Genomic DNA, 19,546 nt, shown 5'->3' on the forward strand with positions numbered 1-19,546 from the left:
CGTTCATTGCGTGTTTCTTTTTATTATTTTTAAGAGAAAGGACGTCTCATATGGGGATTACAAAAGAATATAAAAAGCATGTCTCTGTACAACCGAATAAAATAGCAATAAAGGAAAATGATCGAGTTTTAACATATAAAGAGTGGTTTGAGTCAGTGTGTAAAGTAGCAAACTGGTTGGATGAAAAAAAGTCAAAGAATAAAACGATAGCAATTGTATTAGAAAATCGTATCGAGTTTTTACAACTATTTGCAGGTGCTGCTATGGCCGGATGGGTTTGTGTGCCATTAGATATAAAATGGAAAAAGGATGAGCTAAAGGAAAGACTAGTAATCAGTAATCCGGATATGATTGTGACGGAACGATATAAGTTGAATGATATATCGGGAGGGGAAGGAAGAGTAATTGAAATTGATGAATGGAAAAGAATGATAGAGAACGATCTGCCTGCATATTATCCTGTAGAAAATATACAAAATGCTCCGTTCTATATGGGATTTACATCAGGATCGACTGGAAAGGCAAAAGCATTTTTACGTGCACAACAATCGTGGATTCATAGCTTTGATTGTAATGTACATGACTTTCATATGAAAAAGGAAGATTCTATTTTAATAGCTGGAACGCTCGTTCATTCTCTTTTCTTATATGGGGCAATAAGTGCATTATATATAGGGCAAACGGTGTATATTATGAGAAAGTTTATTCCAAATCAAGTACTGGATAAGTTAGAAATGGAACATATTTCGGTCATGTATACAGTTCCAACAATGCTAGAATCTTTATATAAAGAAAAAAGAGTAATAGAAAATAAATTGAAAATTATTTCGTCAGGAGCGAAATGGGAAGCTGAGGCGAAAGAAAAAATAAAGAGTATATTTCCTTATGCAAAAAAATATGAATTTTATGGTGCATCTGAACTTAGTTTTGTAACATCATTAGTCGATGAAGAAAATGAAAGAAGGCCAAATTCAGTAGGAAAACCTTGTCACAATGTGCAAGTTCGAATATGTAATGGAGCAGGTGAAGAAGTGCCGAAAGGTGAGGTAGGAACTGTTTATGTGAAAAGTGATCAGTTTTTTATGGGTTACATATTAAATGGGATTTTAGTTCCAGAATTGAATGCAGATGGCTGGATGACAGTGCGAGATGTAGGCCATGAAGATGAAGAAGGCTTTATATATATTGTGGGTAGAGAAAAGAATATGATTTTATTTGGAGGAATTAATATTTTTCCAGAAGAAATAGAAAGTGTATTACATGAACATCCAGCTGTTGATGAAATAGTTGTAGTTGGTGTAAAAAATAGTTATTGGGGTGAAAAGCCTGTCGCGATCGTAAAAGGAAGTGCTACGAGGCAACAATTAATAAGTTTTTGCTTACAACGATTATCCTCGTTTAAAATACCGAAAGAATGGCATTTTGTAGATGAAATACCGTATACATACAGCGGGAAAATCGCTCGTATTGCAGCAAAAAATATGATTGGAAACCGGGAGGAGTTATATGAATAGAGCGGTTATTGTAGAAGCGAAAAGGACACCTATTGGTAAAAAGAATGGGATGTTGAAAGATTATGAAGTTCAGCAATTAGTAACGCCGCTTCTTACGTTTTTAAGTAAAGGGATTGAGAGAGAAATAGACGATGTTATATTAGGGAATGTTGTGGGACCAGGAGGGAATATTGCGAGATTATCTGCTTTAGAAGCAGGACTTGGTTATCATATCCCGGGAGTAACAATTGATCGGCAATGTGGTGCCGGATTGGAAGCGATTCGCACCGCATGTCATTTTATTCAAGGCGGAGCAGGTAATTGTTATATTGCAGGAGGAGTAGAGAGTACAAGTACGTCACCTTTTCAAAATAGAGCACGATTTTCACCAGAAACAATAGGTGATCCTGATATGGGAGTAGCGGCTGAATATGTTGCAGAACGTTATAACATCACGAGAGAAATGCAAGACGAGTATGCTTGCCTCAGTTACAAACGAACACTGCAAGCATTAGAAAAAGGATATATACATGATGAAATAATGTCTTTTAATGGATTATTAGATGAATCTATAAAGCTAGAAATGAATTATGAACGAATGATTAAAAGAACAAAACCTGCATTTTTACAAAATGGTACAGTAACGGCAGGGAATTCATGTGGTGTAAATGATGGGGCATGTGCCGTTCTTGTAATGGAAGAGCGGCAAGCTCGAAAATTAGGATACAAGCCTGTTCTTCGTTTTGTTCGCAGTGCTGTAGTTGGAGTAGATCCCAACCTTCCGGGGACTGGTCCAATATTTGCGGTGAACAAATTACTAAACGAAATGAATATGAAAGTAGAGGATACCGATTATTTTGAAATAAATGAAGCATTTGCTTCAAAAGTTGTAGCTTGTGCAAAAGAGTTACAAATTCCGTATGAAAAATTAAATGTAAATGGTGGTGCAATTGCGCTCGGTCATCCGTACGGTGCATCTGGTGCTATGCTTGTAACACGCTTGTTTTATCAGGCGAAACGAGAGCGTATGAAATATGGAATTGTGACGTTAGGAATAGGGGGCGGAATAGGGCTTGCACTATTATTTGAGAAAGTAGAAGACTAGCAAGGAACTAGTTCTCTACTTTTTGAGGAACATAAGCATTGCTACCAGGTTTTGCTTTTATTTCATTCCAAGCAGCGATTGCATCAGCTTTTGATTTCCCTTTGTTATTTGGATCTTCGAAAAAGTCGCGAGTAAAGCGATTGTATTCAAACTGCGAGCTGATAGTTGTTTTATAAGTAGGATCTTTTTTTCGTTCGTTCTCTTCATACCAAAACGTTATCGCGTCTTCATATGTTTTGCCAACGTTCTCTTTAAAAAATTTTTGAAGAGCTACTGTAAAGCGGAAGTTTGCTCCGATTTTTTTTTTGAAAAAAGCACGAACATCTTCGCTACAGCGGTGATTGTTAGTAATAATTGTTTGAAGAGAAAGGTCTTTGTAAGAGAGGGAAGTTTTCCTCGCTTTTGGACCAGAGCTGTTTTTTAATATTTTACCAGTATGTAAATAATGGGAGATACGCTCGGTTATTTCAATCTTAGAGCCACTAGCTGGTAAACCATGCTCACGACAAAATGTTTGGAGTTCTGCTTTTAACCAATAATAGTTTTGGAAATCTTCAAGTGATATAAACTTTGTTAAAGGTGGACGCATGAATGTAACAACTTCTTTCTTCCATAATTTTCTTTAATTATAAAACATATGTTCTTTTTGTGGAAGGATTAATTTGTAAATATAAAGGGAAGAGGAGATTATATATGGAAAATGTAATGCAAGTTCGTGTAACTGGAATTTTAATTGAAGATGAAAAGTTATTGCTAGTAAACCAAAAAGTAGCTAATCGCAATTGGTCTTTACCTGGGGGAAGGGTGGAGAATGGTGAAACGTTAGAAGTAGCGGTGATTCGAGAAATGAGAGAAGAAACAGGGTTAGAAGTTAAAATTAAGAAGCTACTCTATGTTTGTGATAAACCAGATGCTAGTCCATCTTTATTACATATTACGTTTCTGCTTGAAAGGATTGAAGGAGAAATTACGCTACCTTCTAATGAGTTTGATCATAATCCAATTCATGATGTGCAAATGGTACCGATTAACGAATTAAGTCATTATGGTTTTTCGGAAACTTTTATAAAATTAGTAAATGAAGGGTTTGCAAATGCAGGGAGTTATCAAGGCTTGAAACAAAATGTAGGCCTGTAAATATAGTGGAAGGATAGCCGTTAGCTATCCTTCATAAACATTTTTTACACTGCTGACTGTAAAGAAGAAACAAGTTGATTTAAAAACTCATCCCCAGTCATAACCGCTTTTCCGCCGCCGCGTGCACTCTTTTTATTTCCGCCGCCTTTTCCTTCGATTGTAGGAAGTGCCTCTTTTAAAAGAGCATTCATATCGAGCGTGACTGTTTTTCCGCAAGCGAGGATGCATTGTAGTTTGTCATCATTTTCAATGACAAAGTATGCAATGGCGTGCTCTTGTTGTTCTGTAATAATAGCAGAAAGCTTTGCGACTTCTTGCATAGAACGATTTGTAAAAATTTTAGAAATAAGTATGCCAGCATGTATTTCGGCAGGGTGTTGAAGTAGTTCATTTGCCTCTGCATATAATAATTTTTCAGTCATTGTTTGTATTGTTTTTTCGTTTTCTTTTTGAGAAGCAAGCAGTTGTGCTACTTTTGCTGGAATATCACTTTCGCTACTGCTTAATTGTTTGGAAACATCCTTCATAATTTGTTGCTGTTGCCCCACAAGTTTTAGTGTGCGCCAGCCAGCGATAAACGTTAGTCGTATGCCACCTTTATTGCGTTCCCAGCTAAGAACTTGAATAGGACCTACTTCACCAGTACGTTTCGGGTGTGTTCCGCCACAGCCGTTATAATCAAAGTTTTCGATCATAACAACGCGTATATTTTCAGTCATAATCGGTTCTTTACGAAGGGGTAACGTTTTCGCTTCTTCTAAGTTCATCCACTCTATACGGATTGGATGGTTTTCAAAAACTATATTGTTTGCAATTTGTACTGCTTTTTCAACTGTTTCTGTATGCAGATTTTCTGTTTCTAAATCAATTGTTACCGTTTCTCTACCAAGATGGAATCCAATCGTAGGTATGTTAAAATGATCCCAAAAAGCAGCAGATAAAATGTGTTGAGCTGCATGTTGTTGCATATGATCAAAACGACGCTCCCAATTAATTTTACCTTCTACTTCTTCTGTATGTAATTGTTCTGTAATGAAGTGGCGGATTTCTTCATTGACTTCTTCAACATCGAGTACAGCAATACCATTTAAAGTTCCAGTGTCATGTGGTTGTCCGCCGCCTGTCGGATAAAATGCCGTTTCGTTTAAAACAACGTATAAGTTACCGTCTTTATCATAATCTTGCTTTATAACTTTTGTAGTAAAGTCTTGTTTATAAGCGTCAGTGTAATATAATTTTTGCTCCAATTTTCTTTCCCCTTTCGTGTTCACTAGTTTCATTGTAAAGCAATCGAAATTAGTTTCCTAATATTTCAGAAGAAAGAAACTTTTTTTAGAATTTTCTTGCTATAATAAGAAAAAGAAAATGCGGGGGTGGAATGAATATGTTATATGAAAATGGCGTAGATAAACTGCTTAGTTTAAGCAAAAATATTTCTGAATTGTATCGAGAATTAAATGAAATGACCCGGATTTTAACGGATTGTAATCGAGAAAGTGTGAAGTTTGATCGGTTATATGTAAAAGAGGTACTGTGGAAGAAAGAAGATGTAATCGAGAAATATGACCAGCTGCTTGTGCAACTTTGTATAAATGAATGCTTTGATCTAAAAAGTGTTATTACAGGAGAATATAAGTATACATATGAAGAAGTAGAAAACATCGTTTTACAATTTAATGAAAAGTATAATGTAGCAATTTTAATTAAAGATGTTTGTAAAGAATTACAGTTTACATATGGCATAGATATGGATATAACGAGAACAGCTCGGGTATCAACAACTCAAGTATAAAAAGGGAAAAGAGAGCAGATCCTTTGCTTTCTTTTTTTATGTGATAACAGGGAGAGTAGGTTTTTAAGATGAAGGGGAAGTTACAAAATATTCATCCGTTAGGAATGACAATTATAATAGGGACTTTATTTGCGAGGTTCGCCACGTCAATGAGTATCCCTTTTTTAGCGATTTATTTAACGACTGTTAAAGGTGTATCAGCTGGAATGACTGGTGCTATTATTGGAACGAGTGCACTTGTTGGTGTTTTTGCTAGTTTTATCGGAGGGAATTTATCAGATCGATTTGGCCGGAAAATGATTATGCTCTGGTCCATGATTGTTTGGATGTTTGTGTTTATAGGTTTTTCACTTGCAGATCATGTTTTAAGTTTCTTTTTATTAAACGCTTTAAATGGATTATGTAGGTCGTTTTTTGAGCCAACATCAAGAGCGTTATTATCAGATTTAACAAAGCCTGAGTATCGGTTACTCGTCTATAACTTGCGATATGGTGCAATAAATGTTGGAGTTGCAATTGGACCAATTGTTGGACTACAGATTGGAAGTGCAAAATCAACAATTCCTTTTTTAGTAGCGGCTGGGGTATATATTCTATATACAGCTATACTAGCGTTCCAATTTAAGAAGTATCCAATGGAAAAAAAGAAAGTGAGTACAGAAAAACCTGTTACAGTGCTAAATGCAATGCGTATATTGCGAAAAGATATAGTATTTTTAGTTGCTTTAGTCGGTATTATTTTGAGTAATTGTGGTTTTTCACATTTGACGACGACAGTATCTCAATATTTTGCAAATGCACATATATTCCAGGATGGAGTGAAGCTATTCTCATATATGCTCGCTTTAAATGCAGTTGTTGTAGTGATTATTCAATACCCTGTTATTCAAATGTGTAAAAAGTATACACCGTTAACATCAATTATGTTTGGAACTTTATTTGTGAGTGGAGGATTATTTGGCTTTGGAATAGTAGAATCCATGCTAGGTGCTGCCGTTTGTACAATTATTTTTACAATTGGAGAAGTCTTAATGTTTTCGATGACGGATGTATTTATTGATGATATTGCTGTTGCGCATCTAAAAGGAACATACTTCGGGGCGATGGGATTTTCGGGAATTGGAGCAGTAATTGGTCCGTGGTTTGGGGGCGTACTTCTCGATTATTACGGGTACCAAAATGGGTTTGTAGTATTTTCAGCACTAGCTATATTTTCAACTGTAGCGTTTCCAGTGCTGTTAGTTACGAAAAGTTTATTGAAAAAAAGATATGATGGAAATTCTAATATGGAAGTACATGCGAAATAAAATAAGCCCCAGTAGACGACTGGGGCTTACTTTTGTATTCATCCCGCTATTTGCGGGCAGTAAAACTCCCATTGATTAAAGTTTCACTTTATTTTAATTCTCAATTTGAAAAAGAACTTTTTCCTCATGTTTATGAGCAACTTCATTTTTGGAAATATGAATGGCTAAATATCCATTCTCTAAGCAGGCTAGCATCTTCTTATAAATAATATTATCGGGTAAAGGAATGATTCTCTGCAAAGAAATATTTTTATGAAGTATGCAAATGTTTAGGCCTGTCTTCATCTTTTTAATGACTACATTTTGTTCTTTTACATTTGGTACATCTGTTTCCAAAATGTATTCTTGTTCCGTTTCACAAAGGTCAATATGAATTTGATTTGGGAAACTAAAGTTGCTACAAGAATCAGAACAAAACTGATCCATCCATTCTTCGAAACCATCAACATGAAAAAGACAATCCTTCTTTTTCTTGCCCATGTAAGACACCCTCCGTAAAATCTCAATTCATACTATGTTATGCATGAATGAAGTAGGGGTGAAGAATAAATGGAAAAATATAAACATTGTATGTGGAAAAGGTAGCTAGTGTGCATTTTTTATTTTACATATCATGATGTGCATGATGTTTTTGGCGTGAATGGTTACGGTTTTTTACTTTATGAGATCCGCTTAATGGTTCGGGTTGTCCTTTTTTTTCTTTCGCTTCACGATTGTTTTTGCCCATTGTTTGTGACACCTCCTCTTTCTTTTTAGAATGAGAGAAGTTTGCAAATTTATACGAGAATGTTTTTAGAAAAAAAGGTAAAGATAAGTGGGACTAACTATTATGGAAAGGGGATTGTATAATGCCATATCATAAAGATAAGCAACAAGCTTTTCAAGCAGCGCAGCAAGGCGTTACACAAGCAGAAAATGCATTTAACAACATTGTGAAAAATGATCCAAACTACGGTCATGATTTAAAAGAATTACGCCAAGAGGTTCAGGAAGCATATGAACAGATTCAAAATGCACTAGAAGTAGCTTCGGAAACACAACGCCCACAACTTGAGCAATATGAAAATAATCTCCAAAACATTATGCGAAATGTAGATCAATTAGAAAAGTAAATGAGATTGTTGGTATTCGACAACCTCTTACTTTAATGAATATTATGCTAAAACAGAAAGTTTTTTTAGTAATTTTTTCTTTACTATGCGCAGTACATATATTTCAAGTGGAAAAAGTGGAAGCGAAAATGTTGCTCAGAAAAGAGCTAGAACCAACTGGCTATGTAACGTGGGAAGTACCTAATAATGAAAAGATTATTGCCATTACATTTGATGATGGACCAGATCCAACTTATACAACACAAGTTTTACATTTATTACGTCAATATAAAGCGGAAGCAACATTTTTTATGATCGGATTTCGAGTGCAGCGCAATCCATATTTAGTAAAACAAGTGTTGAAAGAGGGACATGAAATTGGAAATCATACGATGAATCATTTATATGCGAATAGTTCATCAGATGAAAAATTAAAAAAAGATATTTTAGATGGAAAGAAATATTTTGAAAAATGGGTAAAAGAACCTTTGTTATTCCGTCCACCTGGTGGATATATTAACGATGCTGTATTTAAAACAGCGAAAGAAGCTGGGTATCAAACTGTACTATGGTCATGGCACCAAGACCCACGTGATTGGGCAAATCCAGGTGTTGAATCCATTGTAAATCATGTAGTGAAAAATGCTAAAAGTGGAGATATTGTATTGTTACATGATGGAGGAAATGATCGTAGTCAAACAGTAGCAGCGCTAGCAAAAATTTTACCGGAGCTTCAAAAGCAAGGCTATCGATTCGTAAAGGTTTCGGAATTGTTACGTTATAAACATTAGAAAAAATCCCAAAAGGTGAATGTTCCTTTTGGGATTTTTCGTTACTGGTTCTTTTTACGTTTCTTATTATTTTGTCGTTCTGCAGGAGTTAAGTTTTCATTTGCAAACTCTTCGTTATAACCAGCACCTTGTCCTTGTGCAGATGCCGCATTCATTCCTGAAATAGTATGATTTGCTTTTCTTTTACCCATTTTATTTCACCTCTATAACTTTTTTTGTAAGTTGAATGATGAGCAGTTCATAGTATGTATGAACTGTAAGTAAAGCGCTAATAGAGCACTTTACTTTATGGTAATAGTATTCATAAGGAGCATGAACACTATTCAAATTTAGAAACATAAAGAAAACTTATGATAATCTATAAGTTTCTTATTATTTACTTATTTAGAAAGTTGTAATAAGATATTATCGTAAGGTATTGAAAAGTTTGTCTACATTTTATATTCAGACAACTTAGTCACGTTTAACAGGGGGGAAACATAATGGTCAAACATAATCCATTTCAATCACGCGCAACTTTTGAAGTAGATGGAAAAACGTATCATTATTATGATTTGAAAGCGCTTGAAAACGCAGGGGTTGGCAACGTATCTCAATTACCATATTCCGTGAAAGTTTTACTTGAATCAGTACTTCGTCAAGTAGACGGACGTGTAATTACAGAAGAGCATGTTACAAATTTAGCGAAATGGGGAACGAAAGATGTGCAAGATATCGATGTTCCATTTAAACCATCTCGTGTAATTTTACAAGATTTCACTGGTGTTCCAGCTGTTGTTGATTTGGCTTCGCTTCGTAAAGCAATGGCAGACATGGGTGGGGATCCTGATAAAATTAATCCGGAAATTACTGTAGACCTTGTAATTGATCACTCTGTACAGGTTGATAGAGCGGGTACGGCAGACGCGCTTGCATTCAACATGGACTTAGAGTTTAAACGTAATGAAGAACGTTATAAATTTTTAAGCTGGGCACAAAAATCATTTGATAACTATCGTGCAGTTCCACCAGCTACAGGTATTGTACACCAAGTAAACCTTGAATATTTAGCACCAGTTGTTCACGCTGTGAAAAATGCTGAAGGTGACTTAATTGCATACCCAGATTCATTAGTTGGAACAGACTCACATACAACAATGATTAACGGTATCGGCGTTCTTGGTTGGGGCGTTGGTGGTATTGAAGCAGAAGCAGGAATGCTTGGACAGCCTTCATACTTCCCAGTACCTGAAGTAATCGGTGTGAAATTAACTGGTACACTTCCAAGTGGTACTACAGCAACTGACGTTGCATTAAAAGTAACGCAAGTATTACGTCAAAAAGGTGTAGTTGGTAAATTCGTTGAGTTCTTCGGTAATGGACTAAAGAGCATGCCTTTAGCTGACCGTGCAACAATTTCAAACATGGCACCAGAATACGGCGCAACTTGTGGATTCTTCCCAATCGATGATATTTCATTAGAATACTTACGTTTAACAGGAAGAGATGAAGAGCAAATTCGAGTTGTTGAAGAATACTGTAAAGCAAACGGTTTATTCTATACAGCAGACAGCAAAGATCCAATTTACACTGATCTTGTTGAAATTGATTTAAATACAATTGAATCTAACCTTTCTGGACCGAAACGCCCACAAGATTTAATTCCACTTTCAGATATGAAAGATGCGTTCCACAAAGCTGTTGTAGCACCAGTTGGAACACAAGGACTTGGATTTAATGAGCAAGAGTTCGATAAAGAAGTGAAGGTTACATTAGAAGATAAAGAAGTAACGATGAAAACAGGTGCAATTGCAATCGCTGCAATTACAAGCTGTACAAATACATCAAACCCATACGTATTAATTGGAGCAGGTTTAGTTGCGAAAAAAGCAATTGAAAAAGGACTTGTAGTACCTGAGTACGTAAAAACATCATTAGCACCAGGATCTAAAGTTGTTACAGAGTACTTAGATAAGTCTGGTTTAACAACATATTTAGATCAATTAGGTTTCCAAACAGTTGGTTACGGCTGTACGACTTGTATCGGTAACTCTGGTCCATTAGCGCCAGAATTAGAAGAAGCAATCGCAGCAAACGACTTATTAGTAACATCTGTTTTATCTGGTAACCGTAACTTTGAAGGTCGTATTCATCCACTTGTAAAAGCGAACTACTTAGCATCACCACCACTTGTTGTGGCATATGCACTTGCAGGTACTGTTGATATTGACCTGAAAAATGATGAAATCGGTAAAGATGCAAATGGCAATGCTGTTTACTTCAACGATATTTGGCCATCAGCTAAAGAAATTGAAGATGTAGTTCAAAGCGTTGTTACATCTGAACTGTTCAAAAAAGAATATGCACAAGTATTTAATAGCAATGAGCGTTGGAATGAAATCCAAACTTCAAACGAAGCTTTATATACTTGGGATAATGATTCAACATACATTCAAAATCCACCATTCTTTGAAGGTTTATCTAAAGAGCCAGGTGAAGTTGAAACGTTATCAGGCTTACGCGTAGTTGGTAAATTTGGTGACTCTGTAACGACAGACCATATTTCACCAGCAGGTTCAATCGGTAAGCATACACCAGCTGGACGCTACTTATTAGAAAACGGCGTACAACCAGTTGACTTTAACTCTTACGGTTCTCGTCGTGGTAACCATGAAGTGATGATGCGTGGTACATTCGCGAACATCCGTATTAAAAACCAAATTGCACCAGGAACAGAAGGCGGATATACAACATACTGGCCAACTGGTGAAGTAACATCAATCTATGATGCTGCTATGAAATATAAAGAAGACGGCACAGGCCTTCTAGTTGTTGCAGGTAAAGATTACGGTATGGGAAGTTCTCGTGACTGGGCTGCAAAAGGTACAAACTTATTGGGTATTAAAGCAGTAATCGCAGAAAGCTTCGAGCGTATTCACCGCAGTAACTTAGTGTTAATGGGCGTATTACCACTTCAATTTAAAGATGGCGAAAGTGCTGAAACATTAGGTCTTGTTGGTAACGAGTCATTTGAAATTCAAATTGACAAAACAGTTAGACCGCGCGATCTTGTAAAAGTAGTTGCAACTGATGCAGATGGCAACGAAAAACAATTTGAAGTAGTAGCTCGTTTCGATAGTGAAGTAGAAATTGACTACTACCGTCACGGTGGTATTCTGCAAATGGTTCTTCGTGAGAAAATCGAAGAGTCTAAAGTGTCGAACTAAATAATTAAAATGAACGATAAGGAAGCTAACAACTGTTAGCTTCCTTATTTTATCCGACTTTAATGGGCAGTAAGACCCCCACCTCAAAATGCAGCGAAAGCAAAGAAGTTAGGTGGGGGATCAACTGTCCATAAAAGTCCGATTGGTTCAACTAATAATCAGTGGGGATGAAGAAAACCCCCACTGATTAAAGTTTCACTTTATGGAAAGGGATGAAACCATTTGGTTTCATCCCTTTCTTTTTACTATAAACAATGGAGGAAACGTCATGAAAGAATATAAAAGAATTTTGTTACCGTTACAGAAAGAAAAAATATTAGTAATAGCAGCTGTATGCAGTGGGCTTTTTGCAGCTATTTTAAATCTCTCCCGTCCACTATTCATGGGACTAATTGTAGATAACCTGATTCAACGAGAGCTGAAAGGAGCGTATCTTTACATTACTTTGTTTACAGCAAGTCGCTTGTTGATGTGGATAAACAATCTTTCATTTGATTATGTAAGCTCCAAAGCAAGTCAGCGAATACTACGAGAGAAGCGTATAGATGTATTACGTCATTTTTTCTTATTACCGTTTGAAGAGAGTGAGAAAATTAAACAAGGAGAGTTAGAGACGTTAGTTGTGTCTGATATTCCAAACTGGGTCAGATTATATGGTTCTATATTAATAGAATATATACACGCCATTGCGCAATTTGTAGGTGCGTTCATAGCACTACAACATATAGATATACAGTTTATATTGTGGGTAACTCCGTTTTTATTTTTAAGTGCAACGGTTCCGATATTGATGGGGAAAAAGGTAAGAAATATTGCAAGTATTGCTCAAAACAATCAGTCAACTGTTGTAGAGATGGTGTCACAGTTTGTAAAAGGAGTACAAGATTTGCGTAGTTTACAAAAAGAAAAATGGGCCATTCGCTTATTTAAGAGAGTAACAGCACAATCTTATAAAACAGAAGTAAAGAAGACGATGATGCAACATTGCATTGGGGTAGTTGGAACGGTGATGGAAACAGGAGCATATATCGTTGTTCTCATTATAGGTGTGCAAAAAATAATGAAGGGGGAAATAGAAGTTGGTTCACTTGTTGCAGTGTTAGCGACAATTGAAATGCTCTTTTTCCCTGTCCGTTATGTGGGCGATTTATTAATGATGACACAAGTTGCAATTGCTTCGGCAAATAGAGTTTTTTCCTTTTTAGATAAACGAGTGGCAAATAGTAATGTAGAAAGAGCGATGGGGATGACGTTAACAAATGTTTCATTTCAGGAGAATGATGAAGAGAAATGCAGAATTTATAATATTGATTTGCAAATTAAACCTGGTGAACTCGTTATTATTGTGGGAGAAAGTGGTGCAGGAAAAACAACGCTTTTAAAATTAATGACAGGATTGTATAAACCATCTAACGGTAGCGTTGCTTATTATGGAAATGAGGCTCGATTGACTACAGTTTGGCAAGAACCTCGTTTTTTTCGGACGACAGTAGAAGAGAATATATATTTCGAGGAAGAGAGGATAGAAAACGAGTTCGAAAAAAATGCTGGACTTGTAAATGTAACGCCGATTGTTAGGGGGTTATCTGAAGGTCTTCAAACTGTACTACATAAAAGCGGTGAAGAGTTTTCAGGAGGAGAAAGAAAACGCCTTGCATTATTGCGAGCAATTGTTTCAAATCCAAATCTTATTATTTTAGATGAACCGACTGCCGGATTAGATCCGAGCAATCAAGAAATTGTTTGGGATATGATAGAAGGGCTGGGAGGCGAGGTCACGAGAATTGTGGCGACACATGATGTAGAGAAAGTAATACTAGCAAATCGCGTTGTCATCATGAAAGAAGGAAGTATTGTAGCATGTGGAAGTCCTGAAAAATTAATAAATAGTCATTCATTTTTTAAGAGATGTGAATAAAGATAAGAACAATGCTCTTATCTTTATTCAGCGTCATTTATTTGATACTCGATAGATTCTGAATGATTCAGATCGACGTTAAAAGTAGCTGTCATAAGGAAAGTTGCAATTCCAAGAATTAAGAAAAGGACGAATGAGACTAGAGAAACGTAGAGACAAATACGTCCTACTTTCTTTTTTTCAAGATCGTTACTAAAGAGTGAAATGATCCATGTAATAATACCGATTGGGTATAAAAGAAAACTAAGAATATATAATGTTATTTTTTCGAATGAATTCATAAAAAATCCCCCTTTTGTTGAAGTTTATATAACTACGAAAGTAAAAAGGTGAATAGGTCCATAAGAAAATAAACAACACTGCATTTATTTTTCTAATTATATGATAAAAAGGAAAAAAATGCACTTTAAATAAGAATATTCTAATTATTTTGACTGTGAATATTTCCAAGCTTGTCCGTATAAGCTAAAATAAGGTATATAGTATTTTGATAAATATGTTAAAAGAAGATAAATACGTTAGGGTGATATAAAATGTGGCGGAAGCTTACGATTATTGTAGTGTTACTTTGTTTAGCGGGATATGCAGCTTATGAACAGTTTGGTAAAAACGATCAGGTAGTACAAGGGGAGCAAACAAAAAGTGAAGCTGCTATGAAAGAAATGATTGCAAGTAATGGTATTGAAATAGGGAAGAGTGCGCCAGACTTTGAATTAACGAAGTTAGATGGAACGAATGTAAAGTTATCAGATTTAAAAGGAAAGAAAGTGATTTTAAACTTTTGGGCAACGTGGTGTGGGCCTTGCCAGCAAGAAATGCCAGATATGGAGGCTTTCTATAAAGAACATAAAGAAAATGTAGAAATTTTAGCAATAAATTATACGCCTTCAGAAAAAGGCGGGGGGATAGAAAAGGTAAGTAATTTTGCTAAGGAAAAAGGGATTACTTTTCCTATTTTATTGGATAAGAACATTGATGTAACAACAGCTTATAAAGTCATTACGATCCCAACTTCGTATTTTATAGATACGAAAGGTGTCATTCAAGATAAGTTTATTGGGCCGATGACGCAAAAAGAGATGGAGAAACGGATTGCCAAATTAAAATAACAGTGAAAAGGTAGAGATGAAATATAATCATTTCTGCCTTTTCTTTTTCACGTAGTGATAACTGCATGGTATGATAAAAGAAATATAAACGTTGAAAGATAAAGGAGTGTATTTGGAGTGGGGAATATATCCTTACCGTTAGATTATGTTGTAATTGACTTTGAAACAACAGGATTTAATCCTTATAATGATAAGATCATTCAAGTGGCAGCAGTGAAATATCGTAATCATGAACTAGTAGATCAATTTGTTTCCTATGTGAATCCGGAGCGTCCAATTCCGGACCGAATAACGAGTTTAACAGGTATTACAAATTATCGTGTTTCGGATGCACCGACGATTGAAGAAGTGTTACCTTTATTTTTAGCATTTTTACATACAAATGTAATTGTCGCTCATAATGCATCTTTTGATATGCGCTTTTTGAAAAGTAATGTGAATATGCTTGGTTTACCGGAACCACAAAATAAAGTGATTGATACTGTGTTTCTAGCAAAGAAATATATGAAGCACGCGCCTAATCATAAACTTGAAACGTTAAAGCGAATGCTTGGAATTCGTTTAAGTTCTCATAATGCATTTGATGATTGTATTACTTGTGCAACTGTTTATCAAAAATGTGCATCTATTGAAGTAGAGGCAAAAGGGAAATCGAATACGGAAGTACTTGATGAAACAGCAGTATATGAAGCGGTAAAAGAGATACTTGTACGAAATAAACGTGATATTGAATGGATTCGTTGCATGAATGTAGGAAGCTATTTAGATATAAAAGCTTTTTATCCAGTTATGAGATTAAAGGTAAAAGGGCGAAAGAAATACGTATTAACAGACATATTAGAAGATGATGTGAAAGAAATATGTACGAGTTTAAAATGTGAACCTGCGTTAAAAAGTGAAGTTGGTAATACGAGAATTATGCTGAATAGCTTAGAGGATGTTTTGAAATTAGAAGGTTATATTTTAGAACAGTATGATGTCGTACTGCGAGCGCTGCGTGACTATAAACAAAGTGAAATGAATGCAGATGAAAAGTTAAAAGAGTATTTAAATATTATGGTATGAAAAACTCCGTGTACGATTTGTTGTACACGGAGTTTTTTTAGGAGTATTAAAACATAAAATTTTCTTGCAAATCTGATTAAATAGTTTTTCCTTTGCTCATACTATGTAATAAGAAAGCGAAGGAGAGAGGGTGAACAGCATGAGAAGAAGTCGCCGTAAATCGTTTGACGAGCTTGTGAAAGAAAATAAACAACAATTATTAAGCGATCGCGATGCAATCGATCGCATTGAAGAGCGTATTGAAAAACGTTATGAAATGAAACTTTTTAAGCAAGCTGAATAATTCTTAACACTAGTACGATACTACTGTTAAGGAGGCGATAGTAATGGGTAATCCGAAAAAGAATTCAAAAGACTTTGCACCGAATCATATTGGAACACAATCAAAAAAAGCTGGTGGCAATAAAGGAAAGCAAATGCAAGACCAAACGGGTAAACAACCGATTGTTGATAACGGTTAAAGAAGGAGAATGTCATCATTCTTCTTTTTGTGACGGATTTTTAATAGTAAAAAAGGGCTGACTTTTGTCAGCCCTTTTTCGTAATTGTAAAGTTTTCAACGAGTAAACGCCAATTTTGTGGAAATGGCAAGCCAATCTTCCAATAACTAATACCGCCAATGCCTTGTTCTTTCATTAAATTGAATTTACTTTGAATAGATCTCGCATCTTCAAACCAAACTTCGTGTTGTACACCATTTTCGTCAAAGTAGTTGAAATGTGGAGCTTGAGCTGTGAAATCATAGCGGATAGGAACATTGTATTTACGAGCAAGTGCAACAGCTGCAACAGAGCTAACTGCTTTTGCTGGTGGGTTCCCTTGTTTGAACGGAAGTTTCCAATCGAATCCGTATAAATTTTGCCCCATCATAATTTTTTGAGGAGGCATTTGAGATTTTGCGTATTGAAGTACTTCTTTTACAGGACCGATAGGAGAGATTGCCATCGGTGGTCCGCCCTGCCATCCCCAGTCATATGTCATAATGACGACGAAATCAACAATTTGTCCTTGTGCTTTATAATCGTGAGCTTCGAAAAATTTTCCCTTTTGATTGGAACTTGTTTTCGGTACAAGCGTTGTACTTAATGTGTATCCGTTAGGTAAGCGTGTTTTCACATTTCGTAAAAAACGATTATACGCTTCGCGATCTTCAGGTGCAACACTCTCAAAATCAAAATGAATATCTCGCATACCGTACTTCTCAGCAGTTTGCAAAATATTTGTAATAAATTTGTTTTGGATTGTTGCGTCCCGTAAAATAACGGATGTTAGATCGGCACTGAAATTTCCGTTTTCGATGTTCGTAATAACGAGCATAGGGATGGTATTACCTTGCGTTGCAATATTAGCGATTTTAGCTGTTTCAGTTGGTTCTTTTAACGTACCATCTCTTTTTGCCTCGAAGCTGAAGTAAGCTAAGTATGTTAAAAATGGATTAATAGCACGTGTAGCATTAACTAAACTTTCTTTAATAGGTATAGTGGAAGGTTGTAAATAAGCGATGGATTCTACTGCACGTTTCGTCCCTTTCGGTATATATAATTGCTGTCCAACGTGGAGAATGGATTTTAAAGATAAGTTATTCACTTTAGCTAAACTAGCGAGAGGAACGTTATATGTTTGAGAGATTCGATATAGGCTATCGCCAGGCTGTACATAATAATTATTCCCTTTCGTATTCACGATCAGAGCCTGACCAACAACGAGTGTTTCAGCTGGATTTAATCCATTGTCTTTTACTATCTCGTCAGGTGTTGATCCATATTTTGATGCCAAGCTATATACGCTATCACCGCTACGAACCGTTACAATTTGAATCATGTGCTTGCTCCTTTCGGGAAAAGATTCACTGTTTTTATTTTATTTTTGATTCCGCTGTATTATGATTAAATGTATGCAAGGTAGCAGAAGTGAAAGAAGGCGAATATACATATGTTTGTAGCAGAACATGAAGTTGAAATCCGTTATGCGGAAACAGATCAAATGGGTGTTGTTTACCATTCAAACTATTTGGTGTGGCTTGAATTAGGTCGCACGAAACTTATACAAGATTTAGGGTTTTCATATGTTGAAATGGAGAAAGAGGGAATTATTTCTCCTGTGTTAGACTTGCAAATTTCATATCGTAAAGCGATGCGTTACGGTGAAAAAGCAATTGTGAAAACGTGGGTGGACACTGTGAGCCCGCTTCGCGTTGTATATGGTTATGAAATATATAATGGTGAAGGTGAACTTTGTATTACTGCAAGTACGACAAATATTTGTGCGAAAAAAGAAGGGTTCAGGCCCGTATCATTTAAAAAGTTATATCCAGAGTGGTATGCGAAATATGAGGAAATTAAGAAAAAATAAAAAAGCGTGGCAGATGCCACGTTTTTTTTATTTTTCATAATTAAATTGCGGGAAATCATCACCGTCGTTAAATGTAACAGATAAATTATGTCCATCGAAGAACCACTCATCATCGCCTTCAATAAAGAAGTTAATACCTTCTTCTTGAGTTTGTACAGCAGGATGTGCAGGATCATCTTTACGAATACCTAAAGAGAGTCCTTTTTGCACAGTACTGCACCCGCCGTATTGTACGAAAAGGCGCAGTGTTTCACCCGATTGTAAGTTTAATTCGTTTTTATACCATTGTGCTGCTTCTTTTGTTACGGAAAGATTCATGTATAGTTCCTCCAAATTATGTTGCTTTTTCTTTAGTATAAAAAATAACGCAAAAAGACGCTATTAATATGCTTCACGTTTTCTTTTTGCGTTATGTGGGTTACGATCTTATTTTTGCTTTTTTGAAAAGTTTGCTTTCGGTTCAGTTTTATTTATAATTCGTCCAATATTTGCACGGTGTTTATAAATAACCATACCTGCTAATAAACACATCGCAATAATGAAGATTTTATCCCCGCTAACAATTGATGCAATAACGGCAACAACAGCTGTTACCATAGAAGAAAGTGATACGTATCTTGTTGTAAATAAAAGGCTGAAAAAGACAACAGCTAATATTGCAAAAACAACTGGTGAGTAGCATAATAGCACGCCAGCAGAAGTTGCAACTGCTTTACCACCACGGAACTTCGCGAAAATCGGATACACATGTCCAAGAACAGCTGCTAATCCGAACCATAGTGGATGAACGTCTAACGCGAAAATAATCGGTAGACTCGTTGCTAATGTACCTTTTAAAATGTCAGCAATTGTAACGATAAAACCTGCTTTTTTCCCTAGTGTGCGGAATGTATTTGTTCCGCCTAAATTACCGCTTCCGTGCTCACGAATGTCAATTCCATAACCAATCTTTCCAACGACTAGTGCAAATGGAATCGAGCCAAGTAAGTAGGCAACGATAAATAAAAGATATGTAGTAACCATAAGTTCAGTCTCCTTTATTCAAATGTGTTGATAAAGGGTAAAAAGAGTTTTTCCCGTATATTGTACCATACATTTGTAAAGAGCACATTTCTTTTTTGTAAATGAAAAATTCATTATTTCGTGAAAAAAATTTCACAGTAATGTTACATTTCTCACA

At 35.8% G+C, this 19,546-nt stretch carries 23 protein-coding genes; 14 read left to right on the top strand and 9 right to left on the bottom strand.

What is annotated here, in order from left to right:
• Window positions 1–50: 50 nt before the first annotated feature.
• Both ACTFRS_RS00435 and ACTFRS_RS00440 read left to right on the top strand, forming a co-directional pair.
• A complete protein-coding gene (locus tag ACTFRS_RS00435; RefSeq protein ID WP_139866331.1) occupies window positions 51–1,514 on the top strand; it encodes an acyl-CoA synthetase in 1,464 nt (487 codons plus the stop codon).
• Window positions 1,507–2,598: an acetyl-CoA C-acyltransferase gene (locus ACTFRS_RS00440; RefSeq protein WP_139866330.1), complete on the top strand. Its 1,092-nt coding sequence runs from the start codon at window positions 1,507–1,509 to the stop codon at window positions 2,596–2,598. Before ACTFRS_RS00435 ends, ACTFRS_RS00440 begins: the two co-directional genes overlap by 8 nt.
• 7 nt (window positions 2,599–2,605) lie before the next feature.
• Here the strand turns inward: ACTFRS_RS00440 and ACTFRS_RS00445 are convergent, their stop codons facing one another.
• Complete coding sequence (locus tag ACTFRS_RS00445; RefSeq protein WP_139866329.1) at window positions 2,606–3,187, bottom strand: DUF6434 domain-containing protein; 582 nt, start codon at window positions 3,185–3,187, stop codon at window positions 2,606–2,608.
• 104 nt (window positions 3,188–3,291) lie between these two features.
• On the opposite strand from ACTFRS_RS00445, the gene ACTFRS_RS00450 reads away from it, so the two are divergent.
• Window positions 3,292–3,735 carry an NUDIX domain-containing protein gene (locus ACTFRS_RS00450; protein ID WP_139866328.1) on the top strand — a complete coding sequence of 148 codons (444 nt, stop codon included), beginning with the start codon at window positions 3,292–3,294 and terminating at the stop codon, window positions 3,733–3,735.
• Window positions 3,736–3,779: 44 nt separating this feature from the next.
• Here the strand turns inward: ACTFRS_RS00450 and ACTFRS_RS00455 are convergent, their stop codons facing one another.
• Window positions 3,780–4,982: an alanyl-tRNA editing protein gene (locus ACTFRS_RS00455; RefSeq protein WP_167496957.1), complete on the bottom strand. Its 1,203-nt coding sequence runs from the start codon at window positions 4,980–4,982 to the stop codon at window positions 3,780–3,782.
• Window positions 4,983–5,119: 137 nt separating this feature from the next.
• Here ACTFRS_RS00455 and ACTFRS_RS00460 point away from each other — a divergent pair, with 137 nt between their 5' ends.
• Window positions 5,120–5,527 (top strand): hypothetical protein, encoded by a 408-nt coding sequence (locus ACTFRS_RS00460; RefSeq protein WP_016718225.1) that lies wholly within the window; start codon window positions 5,120–5,122, stop codon window positions 5,525–5,527.
• A gap of 68 nt (window positions 5,528–5,595) precedes the next feature.
• Entirely contained in the window at window positions 5,596–6,834 is a 1,239-nt protein-coding gene (locus ACTFRS_RS00465; protein WP_139866326.1) for an MDR family MFS transporter, read from the top strand.
• 93 nt (window positions 6,835–6,927) lie between these two features.
• Here ACTFRS_RS00465 and ACTFRS_RS00470 read toward each other — a convergent pair whose 3' ends face one another.
• Both ACTFRS_RS00470 and ACTFRS_RS00475 read right to left on the bottom strand, forming a co-directional pair.
• Complete coding sequence (locus ACTFRS_RS00470; RefSeq protein WP_000516732.1) at window positions 6,928–7,314, bottom strand: Hsp20/alpha crystallin family protein; 387 nt, start codon at window positions 7,312–7,314, stop codon at window positions 6,928–6,930.
• Window positions 7,315–7,438: 124 nt separating this feature from the next.
• Window positions 7,439–7,561, bottom strand: coding sequence for a small acid-soluble spore protein P (locus ACTFRS_RS00475; RefSeq protein ID WP_000517649.1), 123 nt, complete (start codon window positions 7,559–7,561; stop codon window positions 7,439–7,441).
• Between the two features lie 121 nt (window positions 7,562–7,682).
• Between ACTFRS_RS00475 and ACTFRS_RS00480 the strand changes: the two genes are divergently transcribed.
• Together ACTFRS_RS00480 and pdaB are read left to right on the top strand one after the other, a co-directional pair.
• Complete coding sequence (locus tag ACTFRS_RS00480) at window positions 7,683–7,946, top strand: hypothetical protein (protein WP_001146295.1); 264 nt, start codon at window positions 7,683–7,685, stop codon at window positions 7,944–7,946.
• 44 nt (window positions 7,947–7,990) lie between these two features.
• Window positions 7,991–8,716, top strand: a complete 726-nt coding sequence (pdaB, locus tag ACTFRS_RS00485) for a polysaccharide deacetylase family sporulation protein PdaB (protein WP_123805654.1) — start codon at window positions 7,991–7,993, stop codon at window positions 8,714–8,716.
• A 41-nt stretch (window positions 8,717–8,757) separates the two neighbouring features.
• Here the strand turns inward: pdaB and sspO are convergent, their stop codons facing one another.
• Window positions 8,758–8,907 (bottom strand): acid-soluble spore protein SspO, encoded by a 150-nt coding sequence (sspO, locus tag ACTFRS_RS00490; protein WP_000518052.1) that lies wholly within the window; start codon window positions 8,905–8,907, stop codon window positions 8,758–8,760.
• Window positions 8,908–9,198: 291 nt separating this feature from the next.
• On the opposite strand from sspO, the gene acnA reads away from it, so the two are divergent.
• Window positions 9,199–11,922: an aconitate hydratase AcnA gene (acnA, locus tag ACTFRS_RS00495; RefSeq protein ID WP_242293783.1), complete on the top strand. Its 2,724-nt coding sequence runs from the start codon at window positions 9,199–9,201 to the stop codon at window positions 11,920–11,922.
• A gap of 268 nt (window positions 11,923–12,190) precedes the next feature.
• Entirely contained in the window at window positions 12,191–13,840 is a 1,650-nt protein-coding gene (locus ACTFRS_RS00500; RefSeq protein ID WP_242293784.1) for an ABC transporter ATP-binding protein, read from the top strand.
• A 23-nt stretch (window positions 13,841–13,863) separates the two neighbouring features.
• Here ACTFRS_RS00500 and ACTFRS_RS00505 read toward each other — a convergent pair whose 3' ends face one another.
• The gene (locus tag ACTFRS_RS00505; RefSeq protein ID WP_001083879.1) at window positions 13,864–14,121 is read right to left on the bottom strand and encodes a hypothetical protein; all 258 of its coding nucleotides are present in this window, start codon (window positions 14,119–14,121) and stop codon (window positions 13,864–13,866) included.
• A gap of 252 nt (window positions 14,122–14,373) precedes the next feature.
• Here ACTFRS_RS00505 and ACTFRS_RS00510 point away from each other — a divergent pair, with 252 nt between their 5' ends.
• From ACTFRS_RS00510 to sspN, 4 genes are all read left to right on the top strand, one after another.
• A complete protein-coding gene (locus tag ACTFRS_RS00510; RefSeq protein ID WP_139866323.1) occupies window positions 14,374–14,949 on the top strand; it encodes a TlpA family protein disulfide reductase in 576 nt (191 codons plus the stop codon).
• Window positions 14,950–15,066: 117 nt separating this feature from the next.
• Window positions 15,067–16,014, top strand: a complete 948-nt coding sequence (locus tag ACTFRS_RS00515; RefSeq protein WP_318160459.1) for a 3'-5' exonuclease — start codon at window positions 15,067–15,069, stop codon at window positions 16,012–16,014.
• Window positions 16,015–16,153: 139 nt separating this feature from the next.
• Window positions 16,154–16,297, top strand: coding sequence for an FbpB family small basic protein (locus ACTFRS_RS00520; protein WP_001254697.1), 144 nt, complete (start codon window positions 16,154–16,156; stop codon window positions 16,295–16,297).
• Between the two features lie 43 nt (window positions 16,298–16,340).
• Window positions 16,341–16,475, top strand: coding sequence for an acid-soluble spore protein SspN (sspN, locus tag ACTFRS_RS00525; RefSeq protein WP_000527987.1), 135 nt, complete (start codon window positions 16,341–16,343; stop codon window positions 16,473–16,475).
• A gap of 67 nt (window positions 16,476–16,542) precedes the next feature.
• Here the strand turns inward: sspN and ACTFRS_RS00530 are convergent, their stop codons facing one another.
• Window positions 16,543–17,835, bottom strand: a complete 1,293-nt coding sequence (locus ACTFRS_RS00530) for a glycosyl hydrolase family 18 protein (RefSeq protein WP_000614837.1) — start codon at window positions 17,833–17,835, stop codon at window positions 16,543–16,545.
• 111 nt (window positions 17,836–17,946) lie between these two features.
• Between ACTFRS_RS00530 and ACTFRS_RS00535 the strand changes: the two genes are divergently transcribed.
• On the top strand, window positions 17,947–18,366 hold the full coding sequence (locus ACTFRS_RS00535) for an acyl-CoA thioesterase (RefSeq protein WP_000495816.1): 420 nt from the start codon (window positions 17,947–17,949) through the stop codon (window positions 18,364–18,366).
• A gap of 27 nt (window positions 18,367–18,393) precedes the next feature.
• On the opposite strand, the gene ACTFRS_RS00540 is transcribed toward ACTFRS_RS00535, so the two are convergent.
• Together ACTFRS_RS00540 and plsY are read right to left on the bottom strand one after the other, a co-directional pair.
• Window positions 18,394–18,684 carry a HesB/YadR/YfhF family protein gene (locus ACTFRS_RS00540; RefSeq protein WP_001054449.1) on the bottom strand — a complete coding sequence of 97 codons (291 nt, stop codon included), beginning with the start codon at window positions 18,682–18,684 and terminating at the stop codon, window positions 18,394–18,396.
• 108 nt (window positions 18,685–18,792) lie between these two features.
• A complete protein-coding gene (gene plsY, locus ACTFRS_RS00545) occupies window positions 18,793–19,389 on the bottom strand; it encodes a glycerol-3-phosphate 1-O-acyltransferase PlsY (RefSeq protein WP_000258966.1) in 597 nt (198 codons plus the stop codon).
• Between the last annotated feature and the right edge of the window lie 157 nt (window positions 19,390–19,546).

The sequence above is a fragment of the Bacillus cereus group sp. MYBK139-1 genome, from assembly GCF_051916915.1.
GTDB lineage: Bacteria > Bacillota > Bacilli > Bacillales > Bacillaceae_G > Bacillus_A > Bacillus_A pacificus.